Annotated in this window: 27 protein-coding genes; 17 read left to right on the top strand and 10 right to left on the bottom strand. The window is 56.9% G+C overall.

What is annotated here, in order from left to right:
• Window positions 1-26: 26 nt before the first annotated feature.
• The 3 genes from AUC61_RS08030 (at window position 27) to AUC61_RS08020 (ending at window position 2,429) form a co-directional block, all read left to right on the top strand.
• Window positions 27-893 (top strand): EamA family transporter, encoded by an 867-nt coding sequence (locus tag AUC61_RS08030; RefSeq protein ID WP_243245434.1) that lies wholly within the window; start codon window positions 27-29, stop codon window positions 891-893.
• A gap of 83 nt (window positions 894-976) precedes the next feature.
• Window positions 977-1,546 (top strand): type IV toxin-antitoxin system AbiEi family antitoxin, encoded by a 570-nt coding sequence (gene abiEi / locus AUC61_RS08025; protein WP_243245433.1) that lies wholly within the window; start codon window positions 977-979, stop codon window positions 1,544-1,546.
• A complete protein-coding gene (locus AUC61_RS08020; protein WP_243245432.1) occupies window positions 1,533-2,429 on the top strand; it encodes a nucleotidyl transferase AbiEii/AbiGii toxin family protein in 897 nt (298 codons plus the stop codon). Before abiEi ends, AUC61_RS08020 begins: the two co-directional genes overlap by 14 nt.
• Window positions 2,430-2,478: 49 nt before the next feature.
• Here AUC61_RS08020 and AUC61_RS08015 read toward each other — a convergent pair whose 3' ends face one another.
• Window positions 2,479-3,750, bottom strand: a complete 1,272-nt coding sequence (locus AUC61_RS08015) for a mechanosensitive ion channel family protein (protein ID WP_243245431.1) — start codon at window positions 3,748-3,750, stop codon at window positions 2,479-2,481.
• Window positions 3,751-3,930: 180 nt separating this feature from the next.
• On the opposite strand from AUC61_RS08015, the gene AUC61_RS08010 reads away from it, so the two are divergent.
• A complete protein-coding gene (locus tag AUC61_RS08010; RefSeq protein ID WP_122665973.1) occupies window positions 3,931-5,277 on the top strand; it encodes a DEAD/DEAH box helicase in 1,347 nt (448 codons plus the stop codon).
• Window positions 5,278-5,388: 111 nt separating this feature from the next.
• On the opposite strand, the gene AUC61_RS08005 is transcribed toward AUC61_RS08010, so the two are convergent.
• Window positions 5,389-5,661, bottom strand: a complete 273-nt coding sequence (locus AUC61_RS08005; protein ID WP_243245430.1) for a hypothetical protein — start codon at window positions 5,659-5,661, stop codon at window positions 5,389-5,391.
• Between the two features lie 180 nt (window positions 5,662-5,841).
• Between AUC61_RS08005 and AUC61_RS08000 the strand changes: the two genes are divergently transcribed.
• A complete protein-coding gene (locus AUC61_RS08000) occupies window positions 5,842-6,237 on the top strand; it encodes a transcriptional regulator (protein ID WP_243245429.1) in 396 nt (131 codons plus the stop codon).
• 168 nt (window positions 6,238-6,405) lie between these two features.
• On the opposite strand, the gene AUC61_RS07995 is transcribed toward AUC61_RS08000, so the two are convergent.
• From AUC61_RS07995 to AUC61_RS07980, 4 genes are all read right to left on the bottom strand, one after another.
• Entirely contained in the window at window positions 6,406-7,275 is an 870-nt protein-coding gene (locus AUC61_RS07995; protein ID WP_243245428.1) for a DUF6279 family lipoprotein, read from the bottom strand.
• A 63-nt stretch (window positions 7,276-7,338) separates the two neighbouring features.
• Window positions 7,339-8,064, bottom strand: coding sequence for a TorF family putative porin (locus AUC61_RS07990; protein WP_243245427.1), 726 nt, complete (start codon window positions 8,062-8,064; stop codon window positions 7,339-7,341).
• Between the two features lie 145 nt (window positions 8,065-8,209).
• Entirely contained in the window at window positions 8,210-8,722 is a 513-nt protein-coding gene (locus AUC61_RS07985) for a hypothetical protein (protein WP_243245426.1), read from the bottom strand.
• A gap of 183 nt (window positions 8,723-8,905) precedes the next feature.
• A complete protein-coding gene (locus AUC61_RS07980; RefSeq protein WP_027898056.1) occupies window positions 8,906-9,094 on the bottom strand; it encodes a hypothetical protein in 189 nt (62 codons plus the stop codon).
• A gap of 362 nt (window positions 9,095-9,456) precedes the next feature.
• Between AUC61_RS07980 and AUC61_RS07975 the strand changes: the two genes are divergently transcribed.
• Together AUC61_RS07975 and AUC61_RS07970 are read left to right on the top strand one after the other, a co-directional pair.
• The gene (locus AUC61_RS07975) at window positions 9,457-10,293 is read left to right on the top strand and encodes a CvfB family protein (protein WP_243245425.1); all 837 of its coding nucleotides are present in this window, start codon (window positions 9,457-9,459) and stop codon (window positions 10,291-10,293) included.
• Between the two features lie 117 nt (window positions 10,294-10,410).
• Entirely contained in the window at window positions 10,411-10,812 is a 402-nt protein-coding gene (locus AUC61_RS07970) for a DUF2177 family protein (protein ID WP_243245424.1), read from the top strand.
• A 196-nt stretch (window positions 10,813-11,008) separates the two neighbouring features.
• Here AUC61_RS07970 and AUC61_RS07965 read toward each other — a convergent pair whose 3' ends face one another.
• Window positions 11,009-11,389 (bottom strand): hypothetical protein, encoded by a 381-nt coding sequence (locus AUC61_RS07965; protein WP_243245423.1) that lies wholly within the window; start codon window positions 11,387-11,389, stop codon window positions 11,009-11,011.
• A gap of 249 nt (window positions 11,390-11,638) precedes the next feature.
• On the opposite strand from AUC61_RS07965, the gene AUC61_RS07960 reads away from it, so the two are divergent.
• The 3 genes from AUC61_RS07960 to def all read left to right on the top strand — a co-directional run bounded on the left by AUC61_RS07960 (window position 11,639) and on the right by def (window position 13,602).
• The gene (locus AUC61_RS07960; protein WP_243245422.1) at window positions 11,639-11,830 is read left to right on the top strand and encodes a CsbD family protein; all 192 of its coding nucleotides are present in this window, start codon (window positions 11,639-11,641) and stop codon (window positions 11,828-11,830) included.
• Between the two features lie 221 nt (window positions 11,831-12,051).
• Window positions 12,052-13,014 (top strand): YihY/virulence factor BrkB family protein, encoded by a 963-nt coding sequence (locus tag AUC61_RS07955; protein ID WP_243245421.1) that lies wholly within the window; start codon window positions 12,052-12,054, stop codon window positions 13,012-13,014.
• Window positions 13,015-13,062: 48 nt separating this feature from the next.
• A complete protein-coding gene (def, locus tag AUC61_RS07950; protein WP_243245420.1) occupies window positions 13,063-13,602 on the top strand; it encodes a peptide deformylase in 540 nt (179 codons plus the stop codon).
• Window positions 13,603-13,728: 126 nt separating this feature from the next.
• Here def and AUC61_RS07945 read toward each other — a convergent pair whose 3' ends face one another.
• Window positions 13,729-14,139, bottom strand: coding sequence for a GNAT family N-acetyltransferase (locus AUC61_RS07945; RefSeq protein ID WP_243245419.1), 411 nt, complete (start codon window positions 14,137-14,139; stop codon window positions 13,729-13,731).
• Window positions 14,140-14,585: 446 nt separating this feature from the next.
• Here AUC61_RS07945 and AUC61_RS07940 point away from each other — a divergent pair, with 446 nt between their 5' ends.
• The 5 genes from AUC61_RS07940 to AUC61_RS07920 all read left to right on the top strand — a co-directional run bounded on the left by AUC61_RS07940 (window position 14,586) and on the right by AUC61_RS07920 (window position 18,213).
• Complete coding sequence (locus AUC61_RS07940; protein WP_243245418.1) at window positions 14,586-15,380, top strand: phosphate/phosphite/phosphonate ABC transporter substrate-binding protein; 795 nt, start codon at window positions 14,586-14,588, stop codon at window positions 15,378-15,380.
• A 258-nt stretch (window positions 15,381-15,638) separates the two neighbouring features.
• Window positions 15,639-16,652, top strand: coding sequence for an ABC transporter substrate-binding protein (locus AUC61_RS07935; RefSeq protein ID WP_243245417.1), 1,014 nt, complete (start codon window positions 15,639-15,641; stop codon window positions 16,650-16,652).
• 53 nt (window positions 16,653-16,705) lie between these two features.
• A complete protein-coding gene (locus AUC61_RS07930) occupies window positions 16,706-17,245 on the top strand; it encodes a GNAT family N-acetyltransferase (RefSeq protein ID WP_243245416.1) in 540 nt (179 codons plus the stop codon).
• The gene (locus AUC61_RS07925; RefSeq protein ID WP_243245415.1) at window positions 17,242-17,733 is read left to right on the top strand and encodes a hypothetical protein; all 492 of its coding nucleotides are present in this window, start codon (window positions 17,242-17,244) and stop codon (window positions 17,731-17,733) included. The genes AUC61_RS07930 and AUC61_RS07925 overlap by 4 nt, the downstream gene beginning before the upstream one ends.
• Window positions 17,734-17,775: 42 nt before the next feature.
• Entirely contained in the window at window positions 17,776-18,213 is a 438-nt protein-coding gene (locus AUC61_RS07920) for a nucleoside deaminase (protein WP_122665960.1), read from the top strand.
• A gap of 139 nt (window positions 18,214-18,352) precedes the next feature.
• Here the strand turns inward: AUC61_RS07920 and AUC61_RS07915 are convergent, their stop codons facing one another.
• Window positions 18,353-19,345: a diaminopimelate epimerase gene (locus AUC61_RS07915; protein WP_243245414.1), complete on the bottom strand. Its 993-nt coding sequence runs from the start codon at window positions 19,343-19,345 to the stop codon at window positions 18,353-18,355.
• 180 nt (window positions 19,346-19,525) lie between these two features.
• Between AUC61_RS07915 and AUC61_RS07910 the strand changes: the two genes are divergently transcribed.
• Both AUC61_RS07910 and AUC61_RS07905 read left to right on the top strand, forming a co-directional pair.
• Entirely contained in the window at window positions 19,526-20,347 is an 822-nt protein-coding gene (locus AUC61_RS07910; RefSeq protein WP_243245413.1) for an alpha/beta fold hydrolase, read from the top strand.
• On the top strand, window positions 20,337-21,512 hold the full coding sequence (locus tag AUC61_RS07905) for a PAS domain-containing sensor histidine kinase (protein ID WP_243245412.1): 1,176 nt from the start codon (window positions 20,337-20,339) through the stop codon (window positions 21,510-21,512). Before AUC61_RS07910 ends, AUC61_RS07905 begins: the two co-directional genes overlap by 11 nt.
• A gap of 72 nt (window positions 21,513-21,584) precedes the next feature.
• Here AUC61_RS07905 and AUC61_RS07900 read toward each other — a convergent pair whose 3' ends face one another.
• A complete protein-coding gene (locus AUC61_RS07900; RefSeq protein ID WP_243245411.1) occupies window positions 21,585-22,190 on the bottom strand; it encodes a LysE family translocator in 606 nt (201 codons plus the stop codon).
• Window positions 22,191-22,200 lie beyond the last annotated feature (10 nt).

Below are 22,200 nucleotides of genomic sequence, written 5' to 3'. Positions count from 1 at the left end.
GTCGCCGCCTTCACAGGGGAGCACTCATGGGTTATCTACTTATCGTGACGCTGATTCAGGCGTTTTCATTCAGCCTGATCGGCGTTTTTCTGGCAGGGCATGTCGACAGCTACTTCGCCGTGCTGATCCGCGTTGTGCTGGCCGGGCTGGTCTTCATCCCGCTGACCCAGTGGCGCCGGGTGGAACCGGGCTTCATGCGTGGCATGCTGGTCATCGGTGCGCTGCAATTCGGCATCACTTACGTCTGTCTGTACCTGAGCTTCCGGGTGCTGACCGTGCCGGAAGTCTTGCTCTTCACCATCCTCACGCCCCTGCATGTAACCCTGATCGAAGATGCGCTCAATCGGCGCTTCAACCCGTGGGCGCTCGTGGCTGCATTGGTGGCCGTACTGGGTGCCGGGGTTATTCGTTGGGACGGCATCGACGGCAACTTCCTCGGCGGCTTCCTGTTGCTGCAAGTGGCCAACTTCACCTACGCCGCAGGTCAGGTGCTGTACAAACATCTGGTCGCCCGCTACCCCAGCGACCTGCCACATTACCGGCGTTTTGGCTACTTCTATCTCGGCGCGTTGATCATTGCATTGCCCGCATTCCTGATGTTTGGCAATCCACAGCGTCTGCCAGACGCAGCGGATCAATGGGCGGTGCTGCTGTTCCTCGGGTTTTGCTCCACGGCGTTGGGTATGTATTGGTGGAACAAAGGTGCGTGCCTTGTGAACGGCGGTACCCTGGCCGTATTCAACGTTCTGCATGTGCCGGTCGGGTTGCTGATCAATCTGCTGATCTGGAACCAGAACGAGCCGTTAGGGCGTCTGGCTTTTGGCGGGGTGCTGATTCTGGTGTCGTTGTGGGTGAGTCGGCTTGGGCTTGTACGCAGGCGTGTACTGAGCTGATTCATGCGTCCAAAAGTTTTAGGTTGTTGTAGGGGACTCAACGGTAAGTTACATTTGTTGTAACTTTCTGTTGAGTCTGTAGCATGGATATTTCTCCCGATACGCTTCAACCCATGCGGCGATTGATACAGCGGTTGACTCAATTTGCGACTCCAGAGCGCTATCTTTTCACGCCAGACGACCTCAGGGCATTGCTTCCTGACATCTCCACAGGGGCCTATAAGGCCTTATTGAGCCGCGCAGCTTCGGATGGATACCTGTCCCGGGTCTGCCGTGGACTTTATCTGTTCGAGCCCGCAAAACCTGACTCTGGTCTGGTTTTGTTTCATGTCGCCGCGAGGCTCCGCGCCCAACAGTTTAATTACATCAGCCTGGAAACAGCGTTGAGCGACGTCGGGGTCATTTCGCAAATCCCGATCCAATGGATCACTCTGATGTCTTCGGGGCGTAGCAGCACGATTTCATGTGGCAAGTGGGGCAGCATCGAGTTCGTACATACCCGCCAAACGCCACAGACCCTCGTGGGCCATATTCATTACGACGCAGCCTGCCGATTATGGCGAGCGTCGCCAAGACAAGCGTTGCGCGACATGAAGGCCGCGAAACGAAAAATGGATCTGATCGACTGGAGTGCCGCTGATGAGCTTATTTGACGAGTTGGTGAACGAAGCGCTCAAGAACAGGCAGGACCTCGCACCGTTGCGCGTGGTGGTTGAAAAAGAATTATTGCATCACGACATCATGCTGGCACTTAGCTCCGCCGGGATGCTCGCCACGTTGACCTTTATTGGCGGGACCTGCCTTCGCGCCTGTTATGGTTCGAATCGTTTAAGTGAGGATCTGGACTTTACTGGCGGTGCCGATTTCAGCCGCCAAAGTCTGGCCGAACTGGCGCGGGTACTTGTCTCAAGCCTTGAAGCCAAATATGGACTTGAGGTACAGATCAGTGAGCCTGTTCGCGAAGAGAGCAATGTTGATACCTGGAAGCTGAAAATCCAGACAAGGCCTGGACGCAAGGACTTGCCTGCCCAGCGTATCAACATCGATGTGTGCTCAATCCCCAGCTATCAGCCCCAGCCAATGCTGCTGCTCAATCCGTACGGTGTCGACATGGGCACCAGTGGGTTGATACTTCAGGCCGAGACACGGGAAGAAATCTACGCCGACAAAATCGTGGCTTTTGCTCTGCGTCCCAACAGAATCAAAAACCGCGATTTGTGGGATATGGTCTGGTTACGTCAGCAGAGCGTAATCCCGGCATTCGCATTGATAGGCAATAAGTTGCACGACCATAAGTGCGAAGTAGCAGCTTTTTTGACCTTGCTCAAAGAGCGTATGGATTTGCTGGATAACGATCCGGCGGTGGCGACCGATTTTCGCAAGGAGATGACCCGCTTTTTGCCTTCGCAGTTGGTTCTACAAACGGTGAATGATCCTGCGTTCTGGGCATTTCTTGTGGCTCATATTCGCAGTCTCTATGCTCCCGTCGAGCAGGCTTTGATCGGTGATGCGTCCGCTGCCAGTTTTAAAATGTGATCCCCGCGACAAAAGTGGCCAGCCCTGGAGCTGGCCATGTCTGCTGTTGTCAAAGCGTCGTCGTTTCAGCATGTCCCGCCAACCCCGCCCGCATATCCGACCCGCTCGGCTGCTGATAAACCCCTAGCCCGAACTCCGGCAGTACCGCCAGCAGGTAATCGAAAACATCGCCCTGAATGCGCTCGTATTCTGCCCAGACGGTGGTGCGGGTAAAGCAGTAGATTTCCAGCGGTACGCCCTGGGACGTAGCTTCCAGCTGGCGGACCATGCAGGTCATGTCCGGGTGGATATCGGGATGACTCTTCAGGTAGGCCAGGGCGTACGCGCGAAAGGTGCCGATGTTGGTCATGCGTCGGCGGTTGGCTGACAGGGCTGCCACGTTACCTTGAGCCTGATTCCAGGCCAGCAGTTCGGCCTGTTTGCGGCTGATGTAGTCGGTGAGCAGGTGGACCTGACTCAGTTGCAACTCCTCATCGTCGCGCACGAAGCGCACACCGCTGGCGTCGATAAACAGGCTGCGTTTGATGCGCCGTCCACCGGATTGCTGCATGCCGCGCCAGTTTCTGAACGACTCGGACATCAGGCGCCAAGTGGGGATAGAAACGATGGTTTTGTCGAAATTTTGCACCTTGACCGTGTGCAGGGTGATATCCACCACGTCACCATCGGCACCGACTTGCGGCATTTCGATCCAGTCGCCGACCCGCAGCATGTCGTTGCTGGTCAGTTGCACGCTGGCAACGAATGAGAGCAGCGTGTCCTTGTAGACCAACAGAATCACTGCCGACATGGCACCCAGACCCGAGAGCAGCAACAGCGGCGAGCGGTCGATCAGGGTCGCGACAATGATGATCGCGGCAAAGATATACAGAATCATCTTCGCCAGTTGCACGTAGCCCTTGATCGAGCGTGTGCGGGCGTGAGTGGTGCGGGCATAGATATCGAGCAGCGCGTTGAGCAGCGTCCCCACGGCCAGCGTCATGAACAGAATGGTGAAGGCCAGGGCGATGTTGCCGATGACGTTCTGACCGGTTTTGCTGAGGTCAGGCACCAGATTCAAGCCAAACTGGATGATCAGCGAAGGGACCATCTGCGCCAGTCGGTGAAAGACCTTGTTGTGGCGTAAATCATTGACCCAGTGCAGCGCGGGCTGACGACCCAGTATTTTCGTGGCATGGAGGATCAGAAAGCGCGCCAGACGCCCCGATACCAGCGCCACGACCAGCAGCAGCAACAGCCCGAGGCTGGCATGCAAAATCGGGTGTTGATCCAGCACAGCCCAGAGTTCCTGAGCGCGAAGCCATAACGATTGAATATCCATGGGATGTCTGCGAATCCTGAAGAAAAAAGCGCGGCAATTAGAACATTCATGGCCCTGATAATGGGTTACGTTGGCAAATTGCGTAACAAAATCGGCCGTTGGTAGTAAAGAAACTCGGCTCAGGCGCCCGAAACCGTTACGCTATGCGCCGTATTTTTGTATTTCGTCGAGGTAACACCCGTGTTTTCCCAATTCGCCCTGCATGAACGCCTGCTTAAAGCCGTGGCCGAGCTTAACTTTGTCGAGCCGACGCCAGTGCAAGCTGCGGCCATACCTCTGGCGCTGGAAGGGCGTGATCTGCGGGTGACGGCGCAAACCGGTAGCGGCAAGACTGCTGCATTCGTATTACCGATCCTCAATCGCCTGATGGGCCCGGCCAAGGTTCGCGTCGACATTCGTGCCGTGATCCTGCTGCCGACCCGTGAACTGGCGCAGCAGACCCTCAAGGAAGTCGAGCGTTTCTCGCAGTTCACGTTCATCAAATCCGGTTTGATCACTGGCGGTGAGGACTTCAAGGTTCAGGCCGCAATGCTGCGCAAGGTTCCGGACATTCTCATCGGTACGCCGGGGCGCCTGCTGGAGCAACTGAACGCAGGCAACCTGGACCTGAAGAACGTGGAAGTGCTGGTCCTCGACGAAGCTGACCGCATGCTGGACATGGGCTTTGCCGAAGACGTCGAGCGTCTGGCCAATGAGTGCGCCAACCGTCAGCAAACCTTGCTGTTCTCGGCTACGACCGGTGGCGCAGGTCTGCGTGAAATGATCGGCAAGGTGCTGAACAACCCGCAACACTTGCAGGTTAACAGCGTCAGTGAACTGGCCTCCGGTACGCGTCAGCAGATCATCACAGCGGATCACAACAGCCACAAAGAGCAGATCGTCCACTGGCTGCTGGCCAATGAGACGTATCAGAAGGCAATCATCTTCACCAATACCAAAGCCTTGGCTGACCGCCTGTACGGCCGTCTGGTGGCGTTGGACTACAAAGCTTTCGTGCTGCACGGCGACAAGGATCAGAAGGACCGCAAGGCTGCCATCGACCGTCTGAAGCAGGGCGGCACCAAGGTGCTGGTCGCGACTGACGTGGCGGCGCGTGGTCTGGACGTTGAAGGCCTGGATCTGGTGATCAACTTCGACATGCCACGCAGCGGCGATGACTATGTGCACCGTATTGGCCGTACCGGTCGTGCCGGTGCAGAAGGTCTGGCGATTTCGCTGATCTGTCACGGTGACTGGAATCTGATGTCCAGCGTTGAGCGCTACCTCAAGCAGAGCTTCGAACGCCGCACCATCAAGGAAGTCAAAGGCAGCTACGGCGGGCCGAAGAAGGTCAAGGCTTCAGGTAAAGCGGTCGGCGTGAAGAAGAAAAAGACCGACGCCAAAGGCGACAAGAAGAAAACCGGCGCCAAGGCTCCTACCAAACGCAAAATAGCCAACCGTCCGAAGACCGACGCCCTGTCGCTGGTCAGCAAAGACGGCATGGCACCGCTGAAAAAGCGCAAGACAGAGACGCCTGCGGCTGAATAAACCGATGTCCTGCCTCCTCGCGAACAAGTTCGCTCCTACCGAAAAACGCGGTATCGGGGTGGGAGGCAACTTGTTGGCGAGAGGGCCTGACGGGGTGGCTCAGGCTTTAACTCACTCCACCTTCCTCTCCGCCGTATTCAACTCCTTGAGCCGCTGATCAATCAATTGGCATTTGTCCGGCAGCTCTGCCGCTTCGCTTTTCAGGTCCATCCTCTGCAGCTCGTCGTTGATCTCCTTGGCCTTGGTCGGGTTTCGCTCGGTGAGCTTCTGGACTTCCATCGCCAATTGCTCACGCTTTGCCGTCGCCTCGTCCGGCGTACAGGCAAAAGCAGGGACGACTGTCAGCAAAGTGATTGCCGCCGTCACACTCAACAGGATTTTCATAAGCGCCTCTGATTTCATTGGGCTTATGCGGTGGAGCGAGCATTTTCGGCAAAAGTTCAGCGCGACCGCCGGGAGGCTGGTGATGAACGGTGAGCGATGACATGGGTCACACCTTCAGCAACATGTCCCGAGGCCGGCGGCCGTCAGGGCGTTTACCCACGTTGACTGGAGGTAATAACAATGGACAAGCCTTATGACTGGGACCTCGTTGAACGCTTGCTGCATGAGGTACAAAACAGCGCCGACGACACCTTCAAGCCCCGCAAGTATGCGGAGGAGCACGCCGCTGCAGCGGCTGCCGCAGGTGAGCCCGTGGGCAATCTGGACCATCTGAAAGCCATTGCCGGTGAATACGAGAAGCTGCTGCTGGACCGTGGATTCATCCAGTCGCGGCCGGAAGCGGAGGGCGGTAACGGCGAAAACTTCATCCTGACGCCGCTCGGCGCACAGTTACTGGCGCTGATCGACAGCAGCATCCCGGGCAATGACCACCCGCGTCAGGTGTTGGATGAACAGGCTGATGCCCTTGATCCGGCGATCTTTGAAGAGGTTGCGGCCAAAGCGCAGATTGCTTGAGAAATGCCCGCAAGCCGCTGAATTGAAACGCATCTCTGTAGGAGTGAGCTTGCTCGCGGTAGCAGATGTCCAGTCATGTATTTAGTGATTGCCTGAACGCTATCGCGAGCAAGCTCACTCCTACAGTGACTAATCCGCAGGTAGACAGTGGTTGCATGCCCGACTGTCTCAGCTTGCCTGAGCCGCCTTCAAACAGCTCAAATCCGTAAAGTCCTTTCTGGTATCTGCAATCTTGCCCAGCAGGCGTTGGCGCTGTTCCGGCGTGCTTTGCGCCATCAAGTCCACCAATAATGTAATGGCCGCTTGCTCAGTACGGTCATAAGCCTCGCGATATTCAGGCGTCCAGAAGGTCTCGCGATCCTGCAACAGCTTGGCGATCTTTTTGGAGAAGTCCGGTGCCTTACGGTCCTGAACCGTAGCGACAAACAGCCTCTGCCAATTCGCGCGATTGTCGAGCCAGGCACGGTTCTGTTCGCCGAGCGACTCTGACCAGCTTTGAATGCGTTGTTGCTGAGTCGCGTTTAGCTTGCCGAGCCACGGGCTCAGGCGCTTTTCCATACGCTCTGCACGATCACTGATCTGTCTGGGCAGTGGTTCTTTGAGGAATTCGTTCTCGCGTTTGCGCTGGTCCTTGGCGAACGCGTTCTGCATCTCCAGCACTTGTTTGTCGTCCAGTTGGGCGAGCAATTCCACTGCTGAAGGCGTTATCTGTTGGGATATCTGCGCAATCGCCAGCTTCGCTTCGTCAGTCCTGGCCTGTAGCCCATCATGGGTGACCTGATTGGTCTCGACCATTCGCTGCAATCGATCCAGCCAGCCCAGATAACCGGGCAATTGCGTCGTGCAGTGCCAGCTCAAATGTTCTTTGAGGCGCTCGTCAAACCAGTCTTTTTGTGAGGCATTCATCTCCAGATAGTCGCTGAGCGACCAGGGAATGATGATGTCCAGATTGCGATACGCCAGCCCGATGCGCGTGCAGCCGCCAAGGATAAACAGCGCCATCAACAACGAAATGAAGGCTTTGTACGGGGTGCGCATAACGACTCCTCAGTGGACCTGCCTGTTTGTGTAGAGCGGGCCAAAGAGTAGCAGTTCACTGCATCAGAAGAATGAGCGCACGGCCTTGAGGGTAAAGGTACCCTCACAATTGGGGTTGTGCCCGCTGTACGCGCTGCAGTCGTTGCCTGTCAGGCTGGAGCCGCTGTAGATCAGATTCATGTCCATGCCCAGCCACGGGCGGGACAGGTTCAGCGACCAGTCATTGAAACTGGTTACGATACTGCCGTCCGAGATTTGTTGGGGGGCATCGTACTGATGGTTGGCGTACTGCATGCGTATGCCGAGCCCTAGTTGTTCGATGCCGCCCAGGTCAACGATCAGGGTGCTGTCGCGTCGGCCAATGTCATTGCTGAAGGCTGCGCCGACCCGGCTGTCGAGGATACGCAGGCCGGCGTAAAACTCGTGGGTGTCGATCTGGCTGGTGTCCGGGTAGCTGTAGCGGATCATGCCCAGTTCATAGCCAAGTGTCTGGTCGAAAGGTTTCTTGAAGCCCATGTAAGAGTCGAGCTCCAGCGTGCTGTCTTCCGTAACGCCGACGTTGGGCGACCATTGGCCAAAGTAGAAACCGCTGTCGTGGGTCAGGTCCAGCCCGCCGTGGAATGAGCCCGAGCCGCTCTGCGTCACCAGGCCTTGGGCCATGCTGCGCGTCGGCGAGGTGCCTAATTTCAGGCTGAAATCCCCCAACTCCCGCTCAATCACTTGGGCGGATGCGTGCTGACAAACCAGTAAAGCGCTAACGGTAAGCGCGCAATAGCGAAAATTGAGCATCGTGCTCACTCCTTCATGTTACGGAGGGGGCAGGTTGAAATGGCCAAAGGCCCAACAGGAAAAACATGGGGAACCGCGATCTAGAGCCTCGCAGCATACCTACGAAAGTCGTAGAGCGAAGACCGTTCGTCGATCCACGTGAGAATCAGTTCGAAGCGGTCGCCTGAGCCTGCGGGATGATCAAGCCTCGAATAACCACCAACGCCTGATCGAAAGAGGGGTAGCCACTCTTGGCTACGTCCAGTTCTGCGTACTCGGCGCGGTAAGCTTCAGACTTTTTCTGATCGGTCATGCTGAGTTGCTGGGAGAGCAGTGCGATAGCCAACGGATGCTTTTGATCAGCTGCATCTTCAAGCAATTCGATGACACGAGGCTGATCCGATTGTTGACGAATCAATAGTACCGCCAGGTAAAACTCGGCCTCGCCAGACGCATCATTTACACCCGCGCGATGCAACATCGCTTCAGCCAGCTCGTAATTTTCCCGATCGGCTTCACTGATCAACAACTTGGCTTGCAGCATGTCATTCTGATACAGCAAGTGCTCCGCACGACAATCACTGCCCGAAGGGTGGCCGTCATCAGGAACCGTGTTGCAGTTGTGAGATGCGCAACCCGTCAGGTAGATCAGTGCGCCGAACAGCATCCAGTTCTTCATTCGTGCATTCCGCAAAGGCTGGCTTCGAGACATCATCCTGCCCGTCGCCGGACAACTAGGCAATGGGGAAGGCAATGGCTTTGGCAGTCAGGTTGAAAACGGCTGGTTGCAACGAAGGTTAGCAAGCTCTGGCGTCTTGAGAGCCAAGACGCAAAGAGATCGACAACTGGAGCGGGGGAAGAATTACTTCTTGCCGAGGGTAATCTGTTTGGACGGGCCGAAAGTCTGGCCGCTGACGCCTTTGGCAATCTGCTGAATTTCGCCACCGGACTTGAGGAAAGCAGCAATCTGGGCGTTGATCGAGTCGCTCGTTTCAACGGCTGGAGCTGGCTTTGCTTTCGAGTTGGATGCTTTTACGCGCATGGCTGCCATTAACCTATATAAACTTAATACGGCCAGCAATGGTACACGAATAGCTTGACAATTGCTTGGGAAATATCCCCTTAAAAACAGCGCATAATTATCGGGGTTCAGGGGCTAAATAATTAATGGTGTCGGGCTAACCGGTTGTTTTAATTGATAAGTTATTTGCAGAAGAATGTGCGTTTATCCGAATGTCGGGCCGCTCAAATGCTTTGGCATCTGACGAATGGAGCGTATTCCGGGCTCGTCAGCCTGAGGCAATTGGCTGATTTTTCCAGTCTTTTTCCTGGCCAACCTGACCCCGTTCTACGCCAGCATCATTGGACGCAAACTCGGGTAGAATGCCGCCCACGTAATGAGGGTATTTGCACATGGCTTTAATCGGGCGTTACAACAGCTTGCAAGTGGTTAAACACACTAACTTCGGTCTGTATCTGGATGGCGGGGCGGACGGCGAAATTCTGCTGCCTAATCGTTATATCCCCAAGGATATTCCCAGCGAAGATGAAGACTGGCTCAACGTTTTCATTTATCTGGACAGCGAAGACAAGCTGCTGGCCACTACAGAAAAACCCAAGGTTCAGGTCGGTGAGTTCGCCAGCCTGAAGGTGGTTGAAGTCAACAGCATAGGTGTGTTCCTTGACTGGGGCCTGCCCAAGGATCTGCTGCTGCCTTACTCGGAAGAGAAGCGTACCCTGCAGGCGGGCGATTACTGCGTGGTGCATGTCTATCTGGACAAACACACCCGCCGCATCACCGCCACTGCGCGTCTGGACCGTTATCTGGATAAAACACCTGCCAGTTACAGCGTGGGTCAGGAAGTGGACTTGCTGGTGGCTGAAGCGACAGACATGGGCTTCAAGGCGATTATCAATAACAAGCACTGGGGCCTGATCCACAAGAACGAAGTCTTCAAGTTCATGCGTGCCGGCAAACAGGAAAAGGGCTACATCAAGGAAGTCCGCACAGACGGCAATATCAGTCTGAGCCTTCAGCCGGTGGGCGAGCAAGCCGCCAGCAGTCTGAACAGCAAGATCCTCGGCAAGCTGAAGGAAAACAACGGCGTGTTGCCTGTCAGTGACAAGAGCGATCCGCAGGTCATCAGCAACCTGTTCGGCGTCAGCAAAGGCAATTTCAAGAAAGCCATTGGTGCGTTGTACAAGCAAGGCCAGATCGTGATCCACGCAGACCGCATCGAGCTGGTCTGACGTTCATCGGTTAAAGCAGGGACGATGGATCGTTCCTGCCTGGCATGGGGTCCAACCCGTCAATGCTCATCAGGGCGTGCCGCGCCATGCGGATCAACTCAGACAAGGACGCCTTCCATGAAAAGAAATCTCACGGCTTACTTCAGCATCTTGCTGGCATTCCTGATTCTGGACGGTATCTGGCTGGGCGTGTTGATGGGGCCAAGCTACCGGGCCTGGTTGGGGCCTTTGATGCTCGACAAGCCGGTAATTGCACCGGCTGTGGTGTTTTACTTGCTGTACGCCTTTGGCCTGCTCGTGCTGGCGGTGCTGTCGGGGCTGCGTCGCGACAGCGTCAGCCATGCCGCCAAGCGCAGTGCGCTAACGGGGCTGGTGGCTTATGGCACCTATGACCTGACCAACTGGGCCACGCTGCAAGGCTGGCCTGCGCAGTTGGCGTTGGTGGATCTGGCGTGGGGCACGTTTGCATCGGCGGTGGCGGGTACGGTGGGGTTTCTGGTTGCCAGGCGGGTTGCTTGATGGCTATCGCATCATCGGACTGGGATGCTTTTCTGTCTGGGGCAATGCAGCAACCACAAGACCTGTAGGAGTGAGCTTGCTCGCGATCACGTCGGTCCTGGCGATAAACTCGTCGATCCAATGACCGAATCGCGAGCAAGCTCACTCCTACAGGGCGCCGCGTTTGTTGCGCGACAGCGTTACGCAGTTCAAGGCATCAGGGCTGCAGGAAGTCTGCAAAGCTCAGATTTGCACCCAGCGGTCTCACATCCTTCAGATACGAATCCTTGTCCGCGCTCAGCTCCAGGCTGACGGTGGACTTGCGCTGGCCTTTATTGCGGATCACCAGACCTTCCATGTGATCACGCAGGAACACTGTAGTGACTTTCAGGTGCAGCAACTGATCGCTGCTCGGCGTGTACAACAGCAGATGCACCCATTCGTATTGACCCACCGCCAGACGCGGGACCGGCAGGTCGAACCACCAAATGTTCTTGTTGGTGTTCAGGGTTGCGAAGTGGGTGTTGTTGGTTCCCAGCACGGCACCGCCCAGTTGCTGGTTCCGGCGTGCGATGGCCTGCTTTTTATCGAGTTTCATAATGTTCCTGCGGATCGTTGTATTCAGCGCGACGGGCTGTGCCCGACTGAGCCGGATTGCGTTGCGCATTCTCGTGGGTTGCCGCACAAACTTAAAGGCAAAGTTTCATCAAGCTGGCTTTCATCGGCTCATGAGCAGCAGACGAACGGCTATCACGCCCATGCAAATAGTTGAAACTCTGTGCAAAAGCGGCAGGTCAATCTTTACGTCGAGGCAATGACCTCTCATTGATTCTGCGGAGTAAAACCTATGAGCAGCACTGGCGATAAAGTTAAAGGCATGGCTAACGAAGCCGTCGGTAACGTCAAGCAAGGCCTGGGTAAGGCGACCGACAACTCCAAACTGAAAGCTGAAGGCAAGGCGCAGGAAGTCAAAGGCGAAGCCCAGCAAGCCAAAGGGAACGCCAAAGACGCCGTGAAAAAAGGCGTCGACAAGGCATAAGCCTGACCCCCCGGGATAATCCTGGTATTGAGCAACGGCCATCTTCGGATGGCCGTTGTCATTTTCAGCCTTTGAAATTAAGGTTTTGAAACCTTTTACAGGCCGTCCAGTCCACTCAATTAAGGTAAAACGCCATTATCTGCGAACAGCTTGTGCAAGAGACGCAGTGCCCATCAATGTGAATGTGTAAGCTGCGTCAGTTATGTAGCGAAGGAGACGCCATGATTTTCCCGGAATTGCGCCAACTGCCACTGGGCAAGGTGATGGTACGTACGGTCAGCGAGTTTCTCGATGACGAGATGTCTACTTATGCATCGGCGTTGGCCTACCAGATGTTGTTTTCGCTGTTTCCTTTCCTGCTGTTTCTGATCGCCCTGATCGGTTTTCTGCACCTGCCGGATTTCTTCTCCTGGCTACGCTTGCAATCGGAACTGGTGCTGCCACCTCAGGCACTTGAGCAGGTCAACCCGGTGATTGATCAGCTTCAGCAATCCAAAGGTGGCCTGCTTTCGATCGGTATCGTGATCGCGCTATGGACCGCTTCAGCGGGCGTGCGTTTGATGATGAGCGCCATGAATGCCGCGTATGACGTGGTTGAAGGCCGCCCCGTATGGAAGCGCATTCCCCTGTCGGTCGCGTACACCATTGGCATCGCCATGATGATGCTCGCGGTGGCCGCGTTGATGGTCACCGGGCCGCAAGTGATGAACTGGATTGCCGCGCAAATTGGCATGGAAGACTTCATCGTGACGCTTTGGACTATCTTGCGCTGGCCGCTGATCGTCATGTTGCTGATGGTCGCCGTCGCGTTGATTTATTACGTCATGCCGGATGTGAAGCAGGAGTTTCGCTTTATCACCCCCGGCTCTGTGTTGGCGGTTGTGGTGTGGATACTCGCGTCGCTCGGCTTCGGTTATTACGTCAAGACATTCGCCGACTACAACGCCATGTACGGCAGCATTGGCGCCATCATCGTCCTGCTGCTGTATTTCTATATCTCCGCAGCCGTGCTGTTGCTGGGGGCCGAGATGAATGCAGTGGTTGAGCACATGTCGGCAGAAGGCAAAGACAAAGGCGAAAAGGTCGAGGGTGACGGCGCGCTTGAGTCCACGGAGAAGCAGCACGTATCTGGCCTCGGGCGTGATCATTCTGTGCCGTTGCCTGCCAAGGCCGGGGAATCCTGAGCAAGACTGTGGCACGATGACGTTTTTTCGCTACGGAGTCCCGCCCGTATGATCCGTACCATCTTGAAAATGGGCGATGAGCGCCTCTTGCGCATCGCTCCACCTGTGCCCGCTTCGATGTTCGGCAGCACTGAACTCAAGACCCTGATCGCCGATATGTTTGAAACCATGGAGAGTGTGGGGGGCGTTGGTCTGGCTGCGCCACAGATTGGGGTTGATCTGCAACTGGTGATCTTCGGTTTCGAGCGCAGCGAGCGCTATCCGGACGCGGAAGCGGTGCCTCAGACCATCTTGCTCAACCCGGTTATTACGCCGCTGGGTTCCGATCTGGAAGAGGGCTGGGAGGGCTGCCTGTCCGTGCCTGGGTTGCGCGGCGCAGTTGATCGCTATCAGAACATCCGTTACGAAGGCTTCGATCCGGACGGCCAGCCGATCCAGCGCGAAGCCCATGGCTTTCACGCTCGCGTGGTTCAGCACGAATGCGATCACCTGATTGGCCGCCTTTATCCTTCGCGTATTACCGATTTCAGTAAGTTCGGTTTCATGGACGTGATGTTTCCTGATATGGACCCGAATGCAGATGAATAACGCTTAGGCAGCGTGCATCCGCGCTGTGGATTGGAATGCTTTTCTTGTAGGAGCTGCCGAAGGCTGCGAAGCATTTATCCTGACATGCCGCCATCGCAGCCTTCGGCAGCTCCTACAGGTCAATCTCTAACGCTTCCACTGCATCGCCAGCAACTCCTTCGTACGCTGATACCTCGTCAGTTTTTCCGCTAGCAGCGGTGGCAATTCGCTGGCTGGCGTAAAGCCTGATCGTTCATAAAACGCTACGAGTTCAGGATGGCAAAACAGCCAGACCGGCCCGGTCAAATCCTCCAGCGCCCGCGCAATCAATCTCCCGGCAATTGCCTGACTTCGCCATTGCGGCGCGACGAATAAACCCGTCAACCAGTGCCCGTCAGTAATCGGCGTGAGACTCAGCGCGCCGATAATTTCCTGCTGCCTGGCCACCCACATCTGCGCCGCGCCAGAGGAGCGCATTGGCGACCGATGAGCGCGGTAAAACTTGTCCAGGAGAGGCTGGCAGATCGACGGTAGCGGGCAGAACTCAATGTCGGACATGGGGGCAGGGCGCACTTCGCGGGGCGGCAGGAATGGCGGCTTATCATAGCGTCGAATGGGTGTATAACAGAGGCCCGATCCTTAACCCTGGAGCACGCACCATGAGCAAAGGTATGGATTCAAAGAAAGCGGCAAAGAAAAAGCCCGCCAAAACCGCCGATGAAAAGCGCGCCGACAAGAAAGCCAAGAAGTCCGACACCGGCCTTTTTGGGCATTGATCTAAAATCCATCGCTGGTGACAACTCATTCAATGTAGTGGTTTGCCCCCGTTCTGCAGGAGTTCACCGAGGTTACGAGGCCAGCGATCACAGTATGTCTGATACTCCGCCATCGCTGGCCTCGTAACCTCGGTGAGCTCCTACAGGGACCGTGGTTGTGACCGATGGACCGCGCATCGACTGCATTTTTCATCTATGGTTGGGTCAATCGCTTTGACCGGATTTGTCATGATTCAGGGTATCGCCGAACTACCGATGTACAACGCTCCAGCGCGCGTCGCTGAAGCCAGCGAGGCTTGGCTGGCGCGAATCTTCGAAGTGCTTGGCGCGCAGCGGCTGCAAAGCGCCGGACTCGACCTGCCGCAACTCTGGTTGTCTGATCAGTTACTGTTTGCGCAAACCTGCGGCTACCCGCTGATGACGTTGCTGAGCGGCAAGGTCCGCCTGCTCGGGCGACCGGTTTACGAATTGCCCCACAGCGCCGATGGCATGCATTGCAGCCTGTTGGTGGTGCGCGCCGATGATCCCCGCCGCGCACTCACAGCGTTTTGCGGCAGCCACGCCTTGGTCAACAGCGAAGACTCCAATTCCGGCATGAACCTGTTCCGGCATGCCGTGGCGCCGCTGCAGCGTGAGGGGCGGTTTTTCTCACGTGTATCCCTCACCGGTGGTCATCGGCACAGTCTGCGCGAGCTTAAAGAAGGGCGAGGTGACCTGGCGGCCATCGACAGCGTGACCTATGACTACCTGGCTCGGGATGCCAGCGAAGAAGTCAGCGGGCTGCGTATTCTGGGGCGCACCGCGAGTAGTCCATGTCTGCCCTTTATCACCGCCCTCAGCATTGACGCTGTGCAGGCCGACGCTATTCGCCTGGCGATGAACCAGGCGCTGCTGGACCTGCCTGACGTCGCGCAGGCACTGGCTATCAAGCGTGTCATGCCCGCCCAGACCGATGAATATCAAGTGTTGCTGGACTATGAACGTCAAGCGAGCGAGCAAGGGCTGCCGTTATTGTTTTTTTAAAGTTTGTTGGCGACAGGGTTTCATGCGGTTATTCAGGCACCGCCTCGCGAACAAGTTCGCTCCTACCAGGCCTTGCGCCATTTTCGAAGGTAGGAGGCAACTTGTTGGCGAGGGGGCTGACGCGGTTCTTCAGGCTCACCGCCTATACATGAGTACAACTTATCGCTATCTACAGATGTCGATACGTTTCAAGCCACACTTATCAATAACAACATCACAACTTTCCCGTCAGGCCGGTTCGGCCATCCAGAGGTGACCATGACATCAATCAGAACCCTGCTCGGCTGTTCACTTCTGGCCCTCGGCCTGCTGGGACAGCCTGCGGTGGCGGCGGACAAGACCGCACCGATCCACTTTGGCGATATCACGTGGGAAAGCGGCAGTCTGATTACCGAAATACTGCGCACCATCGTTGAAAAGGGTTACGGCTACCCCACTGATACACTGCCGGGCAGTACGGTGAGTCTGGAAGCGGCGTTGGCCAAAAATGATATCCAGGTTATTGGTGAGGAGTGGGCCGGGCGCAGTCCTGCCTGGGTCAAGGCTGAATCTGAAGGCAAGGTGCACGGCCTGGGCAACATCGTCAAAGGTGCCACCGAAGGGTGGTGGGTTCCGGAATTCGTGATCAAGGGGGATCCGGCCAAGGGCATCAAGCCGCTGGCTCCCGACCTTAAATCCGTGTCGGATCTGCCGCGCTACAAAGACGTGTTCAAAGACCCGGAATCGCCGCAACAAGGGCGCTTCCTCAACAGCCCGACTGGCTGGACGTCGGAAATCGTCAATACCCAGAAGCTCAAGGCTTATGGCCTGACCGACAGCTACGTGAACTTCCGCACGGGCTCGGGTGCAGCGCTGGACGCCGAGATCAGTTCGTCGATTCATCGTGGCAAGCCGGTGCTGTTCTATTACTGGTCGCCGACACCGCTGCTGGGCCGCTTCAAGCTGATCAAGCTGGAAGAGCCGCCGTTTGACGCAGAAGCCTGGAAAACCCTGGCCGATGCCAATAACCCTAATCCGCGGGGTACTCGCTCCCTGGAGCCGCGCTTGAGCATCGGCGTCTCGGATGCTTTCCACAAACAGTATCCGGACCTGGTGGGGTTCTTCGAGAAAGTCGACTTGCCTATCGATCTGCTCAACCAGACCCTTGGTCAGATGAGCGAAAAGCGCGAGCAGCCTAAGGCCACTGCTCAAGCCTTCCTAAAACAGCACCCCGAGGTCTGGAAGCAGTGGCTGCCAGCCGAGGTGGCCAGCAAAGTCAGCGGTAGTCTGTGAGGGGCTATCGACGATGCGCTGCGAGGCGGAGCCGGTCTGTAAATGGTTGAGTCATGAATACTGAGGCTGTCTTACACACGGGGCGCATGACACTGCGCCCGTTCAGCAGCGCTGATGTGCCATACCTGGCGCAGATACTCAGCGATGCCGAGGTGATGCGCTATTCGGTACGTGGAGTGCTCACTGAAAGCGAAACTGCGGAGTTCGTCCAATGGTCGGTCGAGTCCTATGCACGGCATGGTTTCGGGCCGTGCGCAGTGGTCGAACAACACAGCGGCGTGTTGATGGGCTTCTGTGCGTTGAATCAGGAGAGCGTCGATGGAGTCGAAGAGGTCGAGATCGGTTATCGCTTTGCCACTCGGTTCTGGGGCAGAGGCCTGGCCACCGAGATCGTCCGTGCAACACTGGCGTATGGTTTTCAGACGTTGGGGCTGCGCTCGATCATTGCCATTGTTCAGCCCGCAAACGTGGCGTCAGTTCGAGTGATTCAGAAGGTGGGATTCATCGCATTCGTTCACAGCCAGTACCACCGTTTGGGCGTCAGGATTTATCGCTTGAACCGTGATGAGTGGCAGGCTCGGGAGGCTTCATGAGACTGCACAAGTCGGTTTCCGGCAGCCTGTTTATCGTCTTGCTACTTGGCTTTTTTACCTGCGTCGAACGCAGTGCCCAGGCGTCTGAAGTCGATGACAGTGCCCTGGCATTCGTCGAGGAACGCCATTTGGGTGAGAGCCTTGGCTGGCTGGGGTATCAGGTCGCTTCGCGTACCGCCACATTCGGCAGCATTGTCGAAGCGGTCGGCAAGACCGAAGCGCAGGTACTGGTCAAAGATGAACTGCAACGCCTGCAACCTCAATTTCAGGCGCAATGGGACCGCAATATGGCGGCCTCCTATGCCCAGTCCTTCACTGCTGAAGAGCTGCGCGCGCTTAACCGTGGTGATAACCAGCCAATGCTGGCCAACAAGTTCAAAGCCAAACAGAATGATGTCGGTATGGACATGAAGACGCGCTCTGCTGACCTGCTCAAGGAGTTTGTTTCGCAAGCGTTGAACAATGCGCTGGCCAGGTTGCCCCATTGATGTTCCTTACTTCCCTATACATGCAGGCAACGAGGTAGAACCATGGACCCATTCATGCAGGCTGCAATCGACGAAGCGCAGCTCGGGCTTGCCGAAGGCGGCATACCTATCGGCTCCGTTATCGTCCATGACGGCCAGATCATCGGGCGCGGGCATAACCGTCGGGTTCAGGAAGGCAGCGCCATCAAACACGGGGAAATGGACGCGCTGGAAAATGCCGGTCGCCAGCCTGCCCGTGTGTATCGCGATGCGGTGCTCTACACCACGCTCTCACCTTGCGCGATGTGCAGCGGCGCCATTCTGCTGTATGGCATCCGCAAGGTCATCGTCGGCGAAAACCAGACGTTCATGGGCGAAGAAGAACTGCTGCGCTCGCGTGGCGTGAACGTGCAAGTGATCGATAACCACACGTGCGTAGACATGATGAAAGGCTTTATCGCCAGCAAGCCTGAGCTGTGGAATGAGGACATTGGCGAGTAAGTCCTTGCCGATCTTCTGTAGGAGCTGCCGCAGGCTGCGAAGGTATTATCTGACACACCGCCATCGCAGCCTGCGGCAGCTCCTACAGAAACCGATGCCAACGTCGCCTTCCCGGCTAAAGCCGGTCCTGAGAAAGTGCTTAAAACGCCTTCGCCACTCCAAACAGCGAAACCCGCAGCTCTCCGTTCTGCTCTTCCAGACGCACCGGCGCTGTTCCGCCGGGCATCTCGACCTGAACCAGACCCGCGCTCACCGAACCCGCGTACCAAGCAGCGCAAGCCACAGCGCTGGCGCTGGTGCCGGAAGATGCGGTTGGGCCTTCGCCGCGCTCGAATACCCTGGCGACCAGCTGATTCGCTGACGCTGCCCACGCCCATTGCAGGTTGACGCCAGCCGGGCAGGGCTGCCCCGCGCCCAAGTCCCCTTCGGTAAATGCGATACGCGTCAACGATGCGCTCAGTGCCTGCTCATGCAGTGACTCGAACGAGGGTAAATCTGCCTGGTGATTAACCAGGGTGACGCAATGCGGATTCCCGACTCGAACAAAAACGCTGCGGTCCCACTGGGGCTTGATCTCAGCCAAAGGTTTAACCCTGACAACCGCGCGGCTATTGAGCTGTGGAGACTCCAGGCTGGCGCTAAGAGCGCCGACAGCGTCCGGACCAAAGGCCGGGTTGCCAAGTGCGAGCCAGAAGCCTTGCTCGCCATTAATCGTGGTCGGCTCAACGTGAGTCGGCACGGGGGTAACCGCGTCGTCTTTATCATGATGAACCCGCAACTCGAAGCCAGTGCTATGGACGCAAGCGGAGTCCGTCAGGAACTGGGCAAAAATCGTCAGGCCGTTACCGCTGCGCTCGGCCAGAGTGCCGTCGGTGTTGATGATCAACAGGTCGAAAGGCGGGGCCTGCTGAAACGGTCCGACCAGCAAACCGTCCGAGCGATGCGCCTTGGCGCCCTGCGGTCGAACCTCATCCGGCCAACTGCACAAAGCGTGCACTGCGGCGCTGGTCCACTCATTTCGGTTCGCCGCTGCGTCTGCAGCGTTGTCTGCAATATCAATCCCCAATTCGCGTAAGCCTTGAGGTGTACAGACGGCGTAGATATTGCCGCGAGCGTCGTAAAGCTGACTCATGATGCGATTCACAGATTGATTCAAAGTCGTCTATTGGGAAGCAGCCCCAGGTACTCAGGCAAGCTTTTTCAGAGGGAGGATACGTTTGTAGGAGTTCTTCCCGAACAGAACGATGCTAATCTCGGTTAATCCATTGGTGGCAATCTGATCACTGTTCGGATTAATCCTGGAGGGATACGGATGTCGGTGCAGTTGCGCAATAACGTCAATGTCATGGGCGAGGGGCCTGCAACCCTCGTATTTTCCCATGGCTTCGGTTGCGATCAGAACATGTGGCGATTCATGGCGCCGCTGTTCGCAGATCGATTCAAGGTGGTGTTGTACGACCTAGTTGGTAACGGTAAGTCTGATCTGACGGCTTATTACAAACGCAAGTACGATTCACTGGACGGCTATGCCAGTGATCTGCTGGAGGTCGTCAAGGAATTCGCCGGGCCTGGCCCAGTGATTCATGTTGGCCACTCGGTCAGCTCAATGATCGGTGCTCTCGCAGATTTGCGTGAGCCCGGCCATTTCGCGGCTCACGTAATGGTGGGGCCGTCGCCTTGCTACATCAACGATGGCGACTATGTGGGCGGCTTCACCCGACAGGACATCGTGTCGTTGCTCAGCACGCTGGCGGCCAATTACTTCGGTTGGGCCAGTACCATGGCGCCGGCCATCATGGGCGCACCCGGCCGTCCTGAACTGGGTGAGGAGTTGACCCAGAGTTTCTGTCGCACCGACCCGGTCATTTCCCAGCAGTTCGCCCGTGTCACCTTCATGGCGGATAACCGCAAGGACGTTGCGCGACTGCCGACCAAAACCCTGGTCCTGCAATGCAACAACGACTTTATCGCGCCGCTCGAAGTAGGGAATTATCTGCAGAGGGTGATGCCAGACTGCACCTTGCGGATCATCGACAACATTGGTCATTGCCCGCACATGAGTGCGCCAGACGCCTGTATCGCAGCCATCGATGAGTTCATTCGTGAATCTGGAGTAGTACCTCTTGCCTGTTGATGTAGCGTTTCATATCGATAGCGACCTGCTATTCGAAACGGCTGCGTGTGGTTTGCTGGTGACTCGGGAAGACGGCACCATCCTGCGCGCCAATCAGACTTTCTGCCAGTGGGTGGGTTTGGAGCAGGCGAGCCTGGCGGGGTCACGCTTTCAGGATTTACTGGGCGCAGGTGACCGGATTTTCTACCAGACCCACTGGGGGCCGTTGTTGACCGCACAGGGTTCGGTGTCGGAGATCAAAGTCGACCTGAAGCATCATGACGGGCATGCCCTGACCATGATGCTCAGCGCCGCGCGCCGTGAAACCGCTCAAGGTGTGGTGCATAACCTGGCGTTGATGAGCGGCGAAGAACGTAACAAATATCAGCGCGAGCTGGAGGATACCCGTCAGGCTGCTGAAGACCTGTTGTTGCAGCAACTGGCCTCGCAAAAGGAGTTGTCTTCGGTGCAGAACAGGCTGCGTCTGGCCCAGACCGAAGCGGATATTCGTGCCACGTTTGCCGAACAAATGGTCGCTATTGTCAGCCATGATCTGCGCAATCCGCTCGCGGCCATCAAGATGGCGGCCGGGTTGATCGGGCTGGAAGCGCTCAGTGAGAAACAGCAGCGCAGCCTGGGTTTGGTCAACCAGTCGGTGGGGCGTGCGCAGCGTCTGATTGTCGACCTGCTGGACTTCACGCAGGCGCGGGTCGGTAGTGGCATTTCTGTGCTGCCCCAGCCGTTGCAATTGCATGAGGTGATCGCCGCCAGCGTCGCCGAGCAACGGTTGATCTTTCCGCGTCGGGTGTTGGTGCATGAATGTATCGGCGAAGGCCTGTGTACTGCTGACGCCGACCGGCTGTTCGAACTCATCGACAATCTGGTCAGCAACGCTGCGGCCTATGGCTCGGCGACTGAGGCAATCACCATCACCTCGGCATTCGACGCGCAGTGGATCAGGATTGCGGTACACAACTTCGGTCCACCGATAGCCCCGGAGCGTCTGGACGGCCTGTTTGAGCCGATGCCACATGGCGTGGCCGATGACGACCCGAGCCGCAGTATCGGCCTTGGCCTGTTCATCGTCCGCGAAATCGCCCGCGCGCATTGGGGAGACGTCAGCGTGATGTCCAATGCCGAAGACGGCACCACCTTCACCATCAACCTGGCGCGCCCGGTGGGGTGATGCAAGCTCTTGGAGCTGACTTGCCCTAAGGACCGCGTCAGGCCCTTTCGCCAACAAGTTGCCTCCTACCGTTCAAACCCACACCGTCATCCACGTCGAGGCCAGCAGCAACAGCGCCATGCTGCGGTTGAAGCGTTGCATGCTCTGCGGTGACTGGCAGAAGCGGGCGGCGCTGACGCCCAGCCAGGCCCAGGCTGTCATGCACGGGATGGCGATCAGGAAGAACATCAGCGACAGGTACACCACGCGCATGCCCCTGTCCGCATCAGCGCCAGCAAAAACGCTGATCACCGCCAGCGCCATCATCCACGTCTTGGGGTTTACCAGTTGCAGGCTGGCGGCGCCGAACAGGCCCAGGCGCGGGCCTTTGCTGTCGGTGCCGGTGGGGGTAATGGCGGCGGGCGGTGCGCTGAAAATCTGCCAGGCCATCCAGCTCAGCCACGCAATCCCGACCCACGACATGGCGGTCTGAATACCCTGATGACGGGCCAGCACATCACCAATGCCTGTGCCCACCAGCAAGACCAGCGCAGCGGCGCCGCCACAGGCACCCAGCACGATGGGCGCGACCACTGTCCAGCCGTGTCGCGAGCTGTTGGTCATCACCAGAATATTGGTCGGGCCAGGCGTGATGGATGACACGAAAGCAAACAGCATGAAAGGTAAGAACTGTTCCATGAAACGCTCG

The sequence above is a fragment of the Pseudomonas maioricensis genome (genome assembly GCF_022790535.1).
Classification (GTDB): domain Bacteria; phylum Pseudomonadota; class Gammaproteobacteria; order Pseudomonadales; family Pseudomonadaceae; genus Aquipseudomonas; species Aquipseudomonas maioricensis.
The sequence above is the reverse complement of the archived record's forward strand: the minus strand, read 5'-3'. Positions and strand labels throughout refer to the sequence as shown.

What these genes read in the sequence shown, in the direction of transcription:
- AUC61_RS07900 (WP_243245411.1), bottom strand. Translation starts at nt 22,190, where the DNA reads ATGGAACAGTTCTTACCTTTCATGCTGTTTGCTTTCGTGTCATCCATC.
- def (WP_243245420.1), top strand. Translation starts at nt 13,063, where the DNA reads ATGATCCGTACCATCTTGAAAATGGGCGATGAGCGCCTCTTGCGCATC.
- AUC61_RS07915 (WP_243245414.1), bottom strand. Translation starts at nt 19,345, where the DNA reads ATGAGTCAGCTTTACGACGCTCGCGGCAATATCTACGCCGTCTGTACA.
- AUC61_RS07970 (WP_243245424.1), top strand. Translation starts at nt 10,411, where the DNA reads ATGAAAAGAAATCTCACGGCTTACTTCAGCATCTTGCTGGCATTCCTG.
- AUC61_RS07945 (WP_243245419.1), bottom strand. Translation starts at nt 14,139, where the DNA reads ATGTCCGACATTGAGTTCTGCCCGCTACCGTCGATCTGCCAGCCTCTC.
- AUC61_RS07935 (WP_243245417.1), top strand. Translation starts at nt 15,639, where the DNA reads ATGACATCAATCAGAACCCTGCTCGGCTGTTCACTTCTGGCCCTCGGC.
- AUC61_RS07930 (WP_243245416.1), top strand. Translation starts at nt 16,706, where the DNA reads ATGAATACTGAGGCTGTCTTACACACGGGGCGCATGACACTGCGCCCG.
- AUC61_RS07985 (WP_243245426.1), bottom strand. Translation starts at nt 8,722, where the DNA reads ATGAAGAACTGGATGCTGTTCGGCGCACTGATCTACCTGACGGGTTGC.
- AUC61_RS08020 (WP_243245432.1), top strand. Translation starts at nt 1,533, where the DNA reads ATGAGCTTATTTGACGAGTTGGTGAACGAAGCGCTCAAGAACAGGCAG.
- AUC61_RS08005 (WP_243245430.1), bottom strand. Translation starts at nt 5,661, where the DNA reads ATGAAAATCCTGTTGAGTGTGACGGCGGCAATCACTTTGCTGACAGTC.
- AUC61_RS07920 (WP_122665960.1), top strand. Translation starts at nt 17,776, where the DNA reads ATGGACCCATTCATGCAGGCTGCAATCGACGAAGCGCAGCTCGGGCTT.
- AUC61_RS07955 (WP_243245421.1), top strand. Translation starts at nt 12,052, where the DNA reads ATGATTTTCCCGGAATTGCGCCAACTGCCACTGGGCAAGGTGATGGTA.
- AUC61_RS07975 (WP_243245425.1), top strand. Translation starts at nt 9,457, where the DNA reads ATGGCTTTAATCGGGCGTTACAACAGCTTGCAAGTGGTTAAACACACT.
- AUC61_RS07990 (WP_243245427.1), bottom strand. Translation starts at nt 8,064, where the DNA reads ATGCTCAATTTTCGCTATTGCGCGCTTACCGTTAGCGCTTTACTGGTT.
- AUC61_RS07910 (WP_243245413.1), top strand. Translation starts at nt 19,526, where the DNA reads ATGTCGGTGCAGTTGCGCAATAACGTCAATGTCATGGGCGAGGGGCCT.
- AUC61_RS07980 (WP_027898056.1), bottom strand. Translation starts at nt 9,094, where the DNA reads ATGGCAGCCATGCGCGTAAAAGCATCCAACTCGAAAGCAAAGCCAGCT.
- AUC61_RS08030 (WP_243245434.1), top strand. Translation starts at nt 27, where the DNA reads ATGGGTTATCTACTTATCGTGACGCTGATTCAGGCGTTTTCATTCAGC.
- AUC61_RS07940 (WP_243245418.1), top strand. Translation starts at nt 14,586, where the DNA reads ATGATTCAGGGTATCGCCGAACTACCGATGTACAACGCTCCAGCGCGC.
- AUC61_RS07965 (WP_243245423.1), bottom strand. Translation starts at nt 11,389, where the DNA reads ATGAAACTCGATAAAAAGCAGGCCATCGCACGCCGGAACCAGCAACTG.
- AUC61_RS07995 (WP_243245428.1), bottom strand. Translation starts at nt 7,275, where the DNA reads ATGCGCACCCCGTACAAAGCCTTCATTTCGTTGTTGATGGCGCTGTTT.
- AUC61_RS07925 (WP_243245415.1), top strand. Translation starts at nt 17,242, where the DNA reads ATGAGACTGCACAAGTCGGTTTCCGGCAGCCTGTTTATCGTCTTGCTA.
- abiEi (WP_243245433.1), top strand. Translation starts at nt 977, where the DNA reads ATGGATATTTCTCCCGATACGCTTCAACCCATGCGGCGATTGATACAG.
- AUC61_RS08015 (WP_243245431.1), bottom strand. Translation starts at nt 3,750, where the DNA reads ATGGATATTCAATCGTTATGGCTTCGCGCTCAGGAACTCTGGGCTGTG.
- AUC61_RS07960 (WP_243245422.1), top strand. Translation starts at nt 11,639, where the DNA reads ATGAGCAGCACTGGCGATAAAGTTAAAGGCATGGCTAACGAAGCCGTC.
- AUC61_RS08000 (WP_243245429.1), top strand. Translation starts at nt 5,842, where the DNA reads ATGGACAAGCCTTATGACTGGGACCTCGTTGAACGCTTGCTGCATGAG.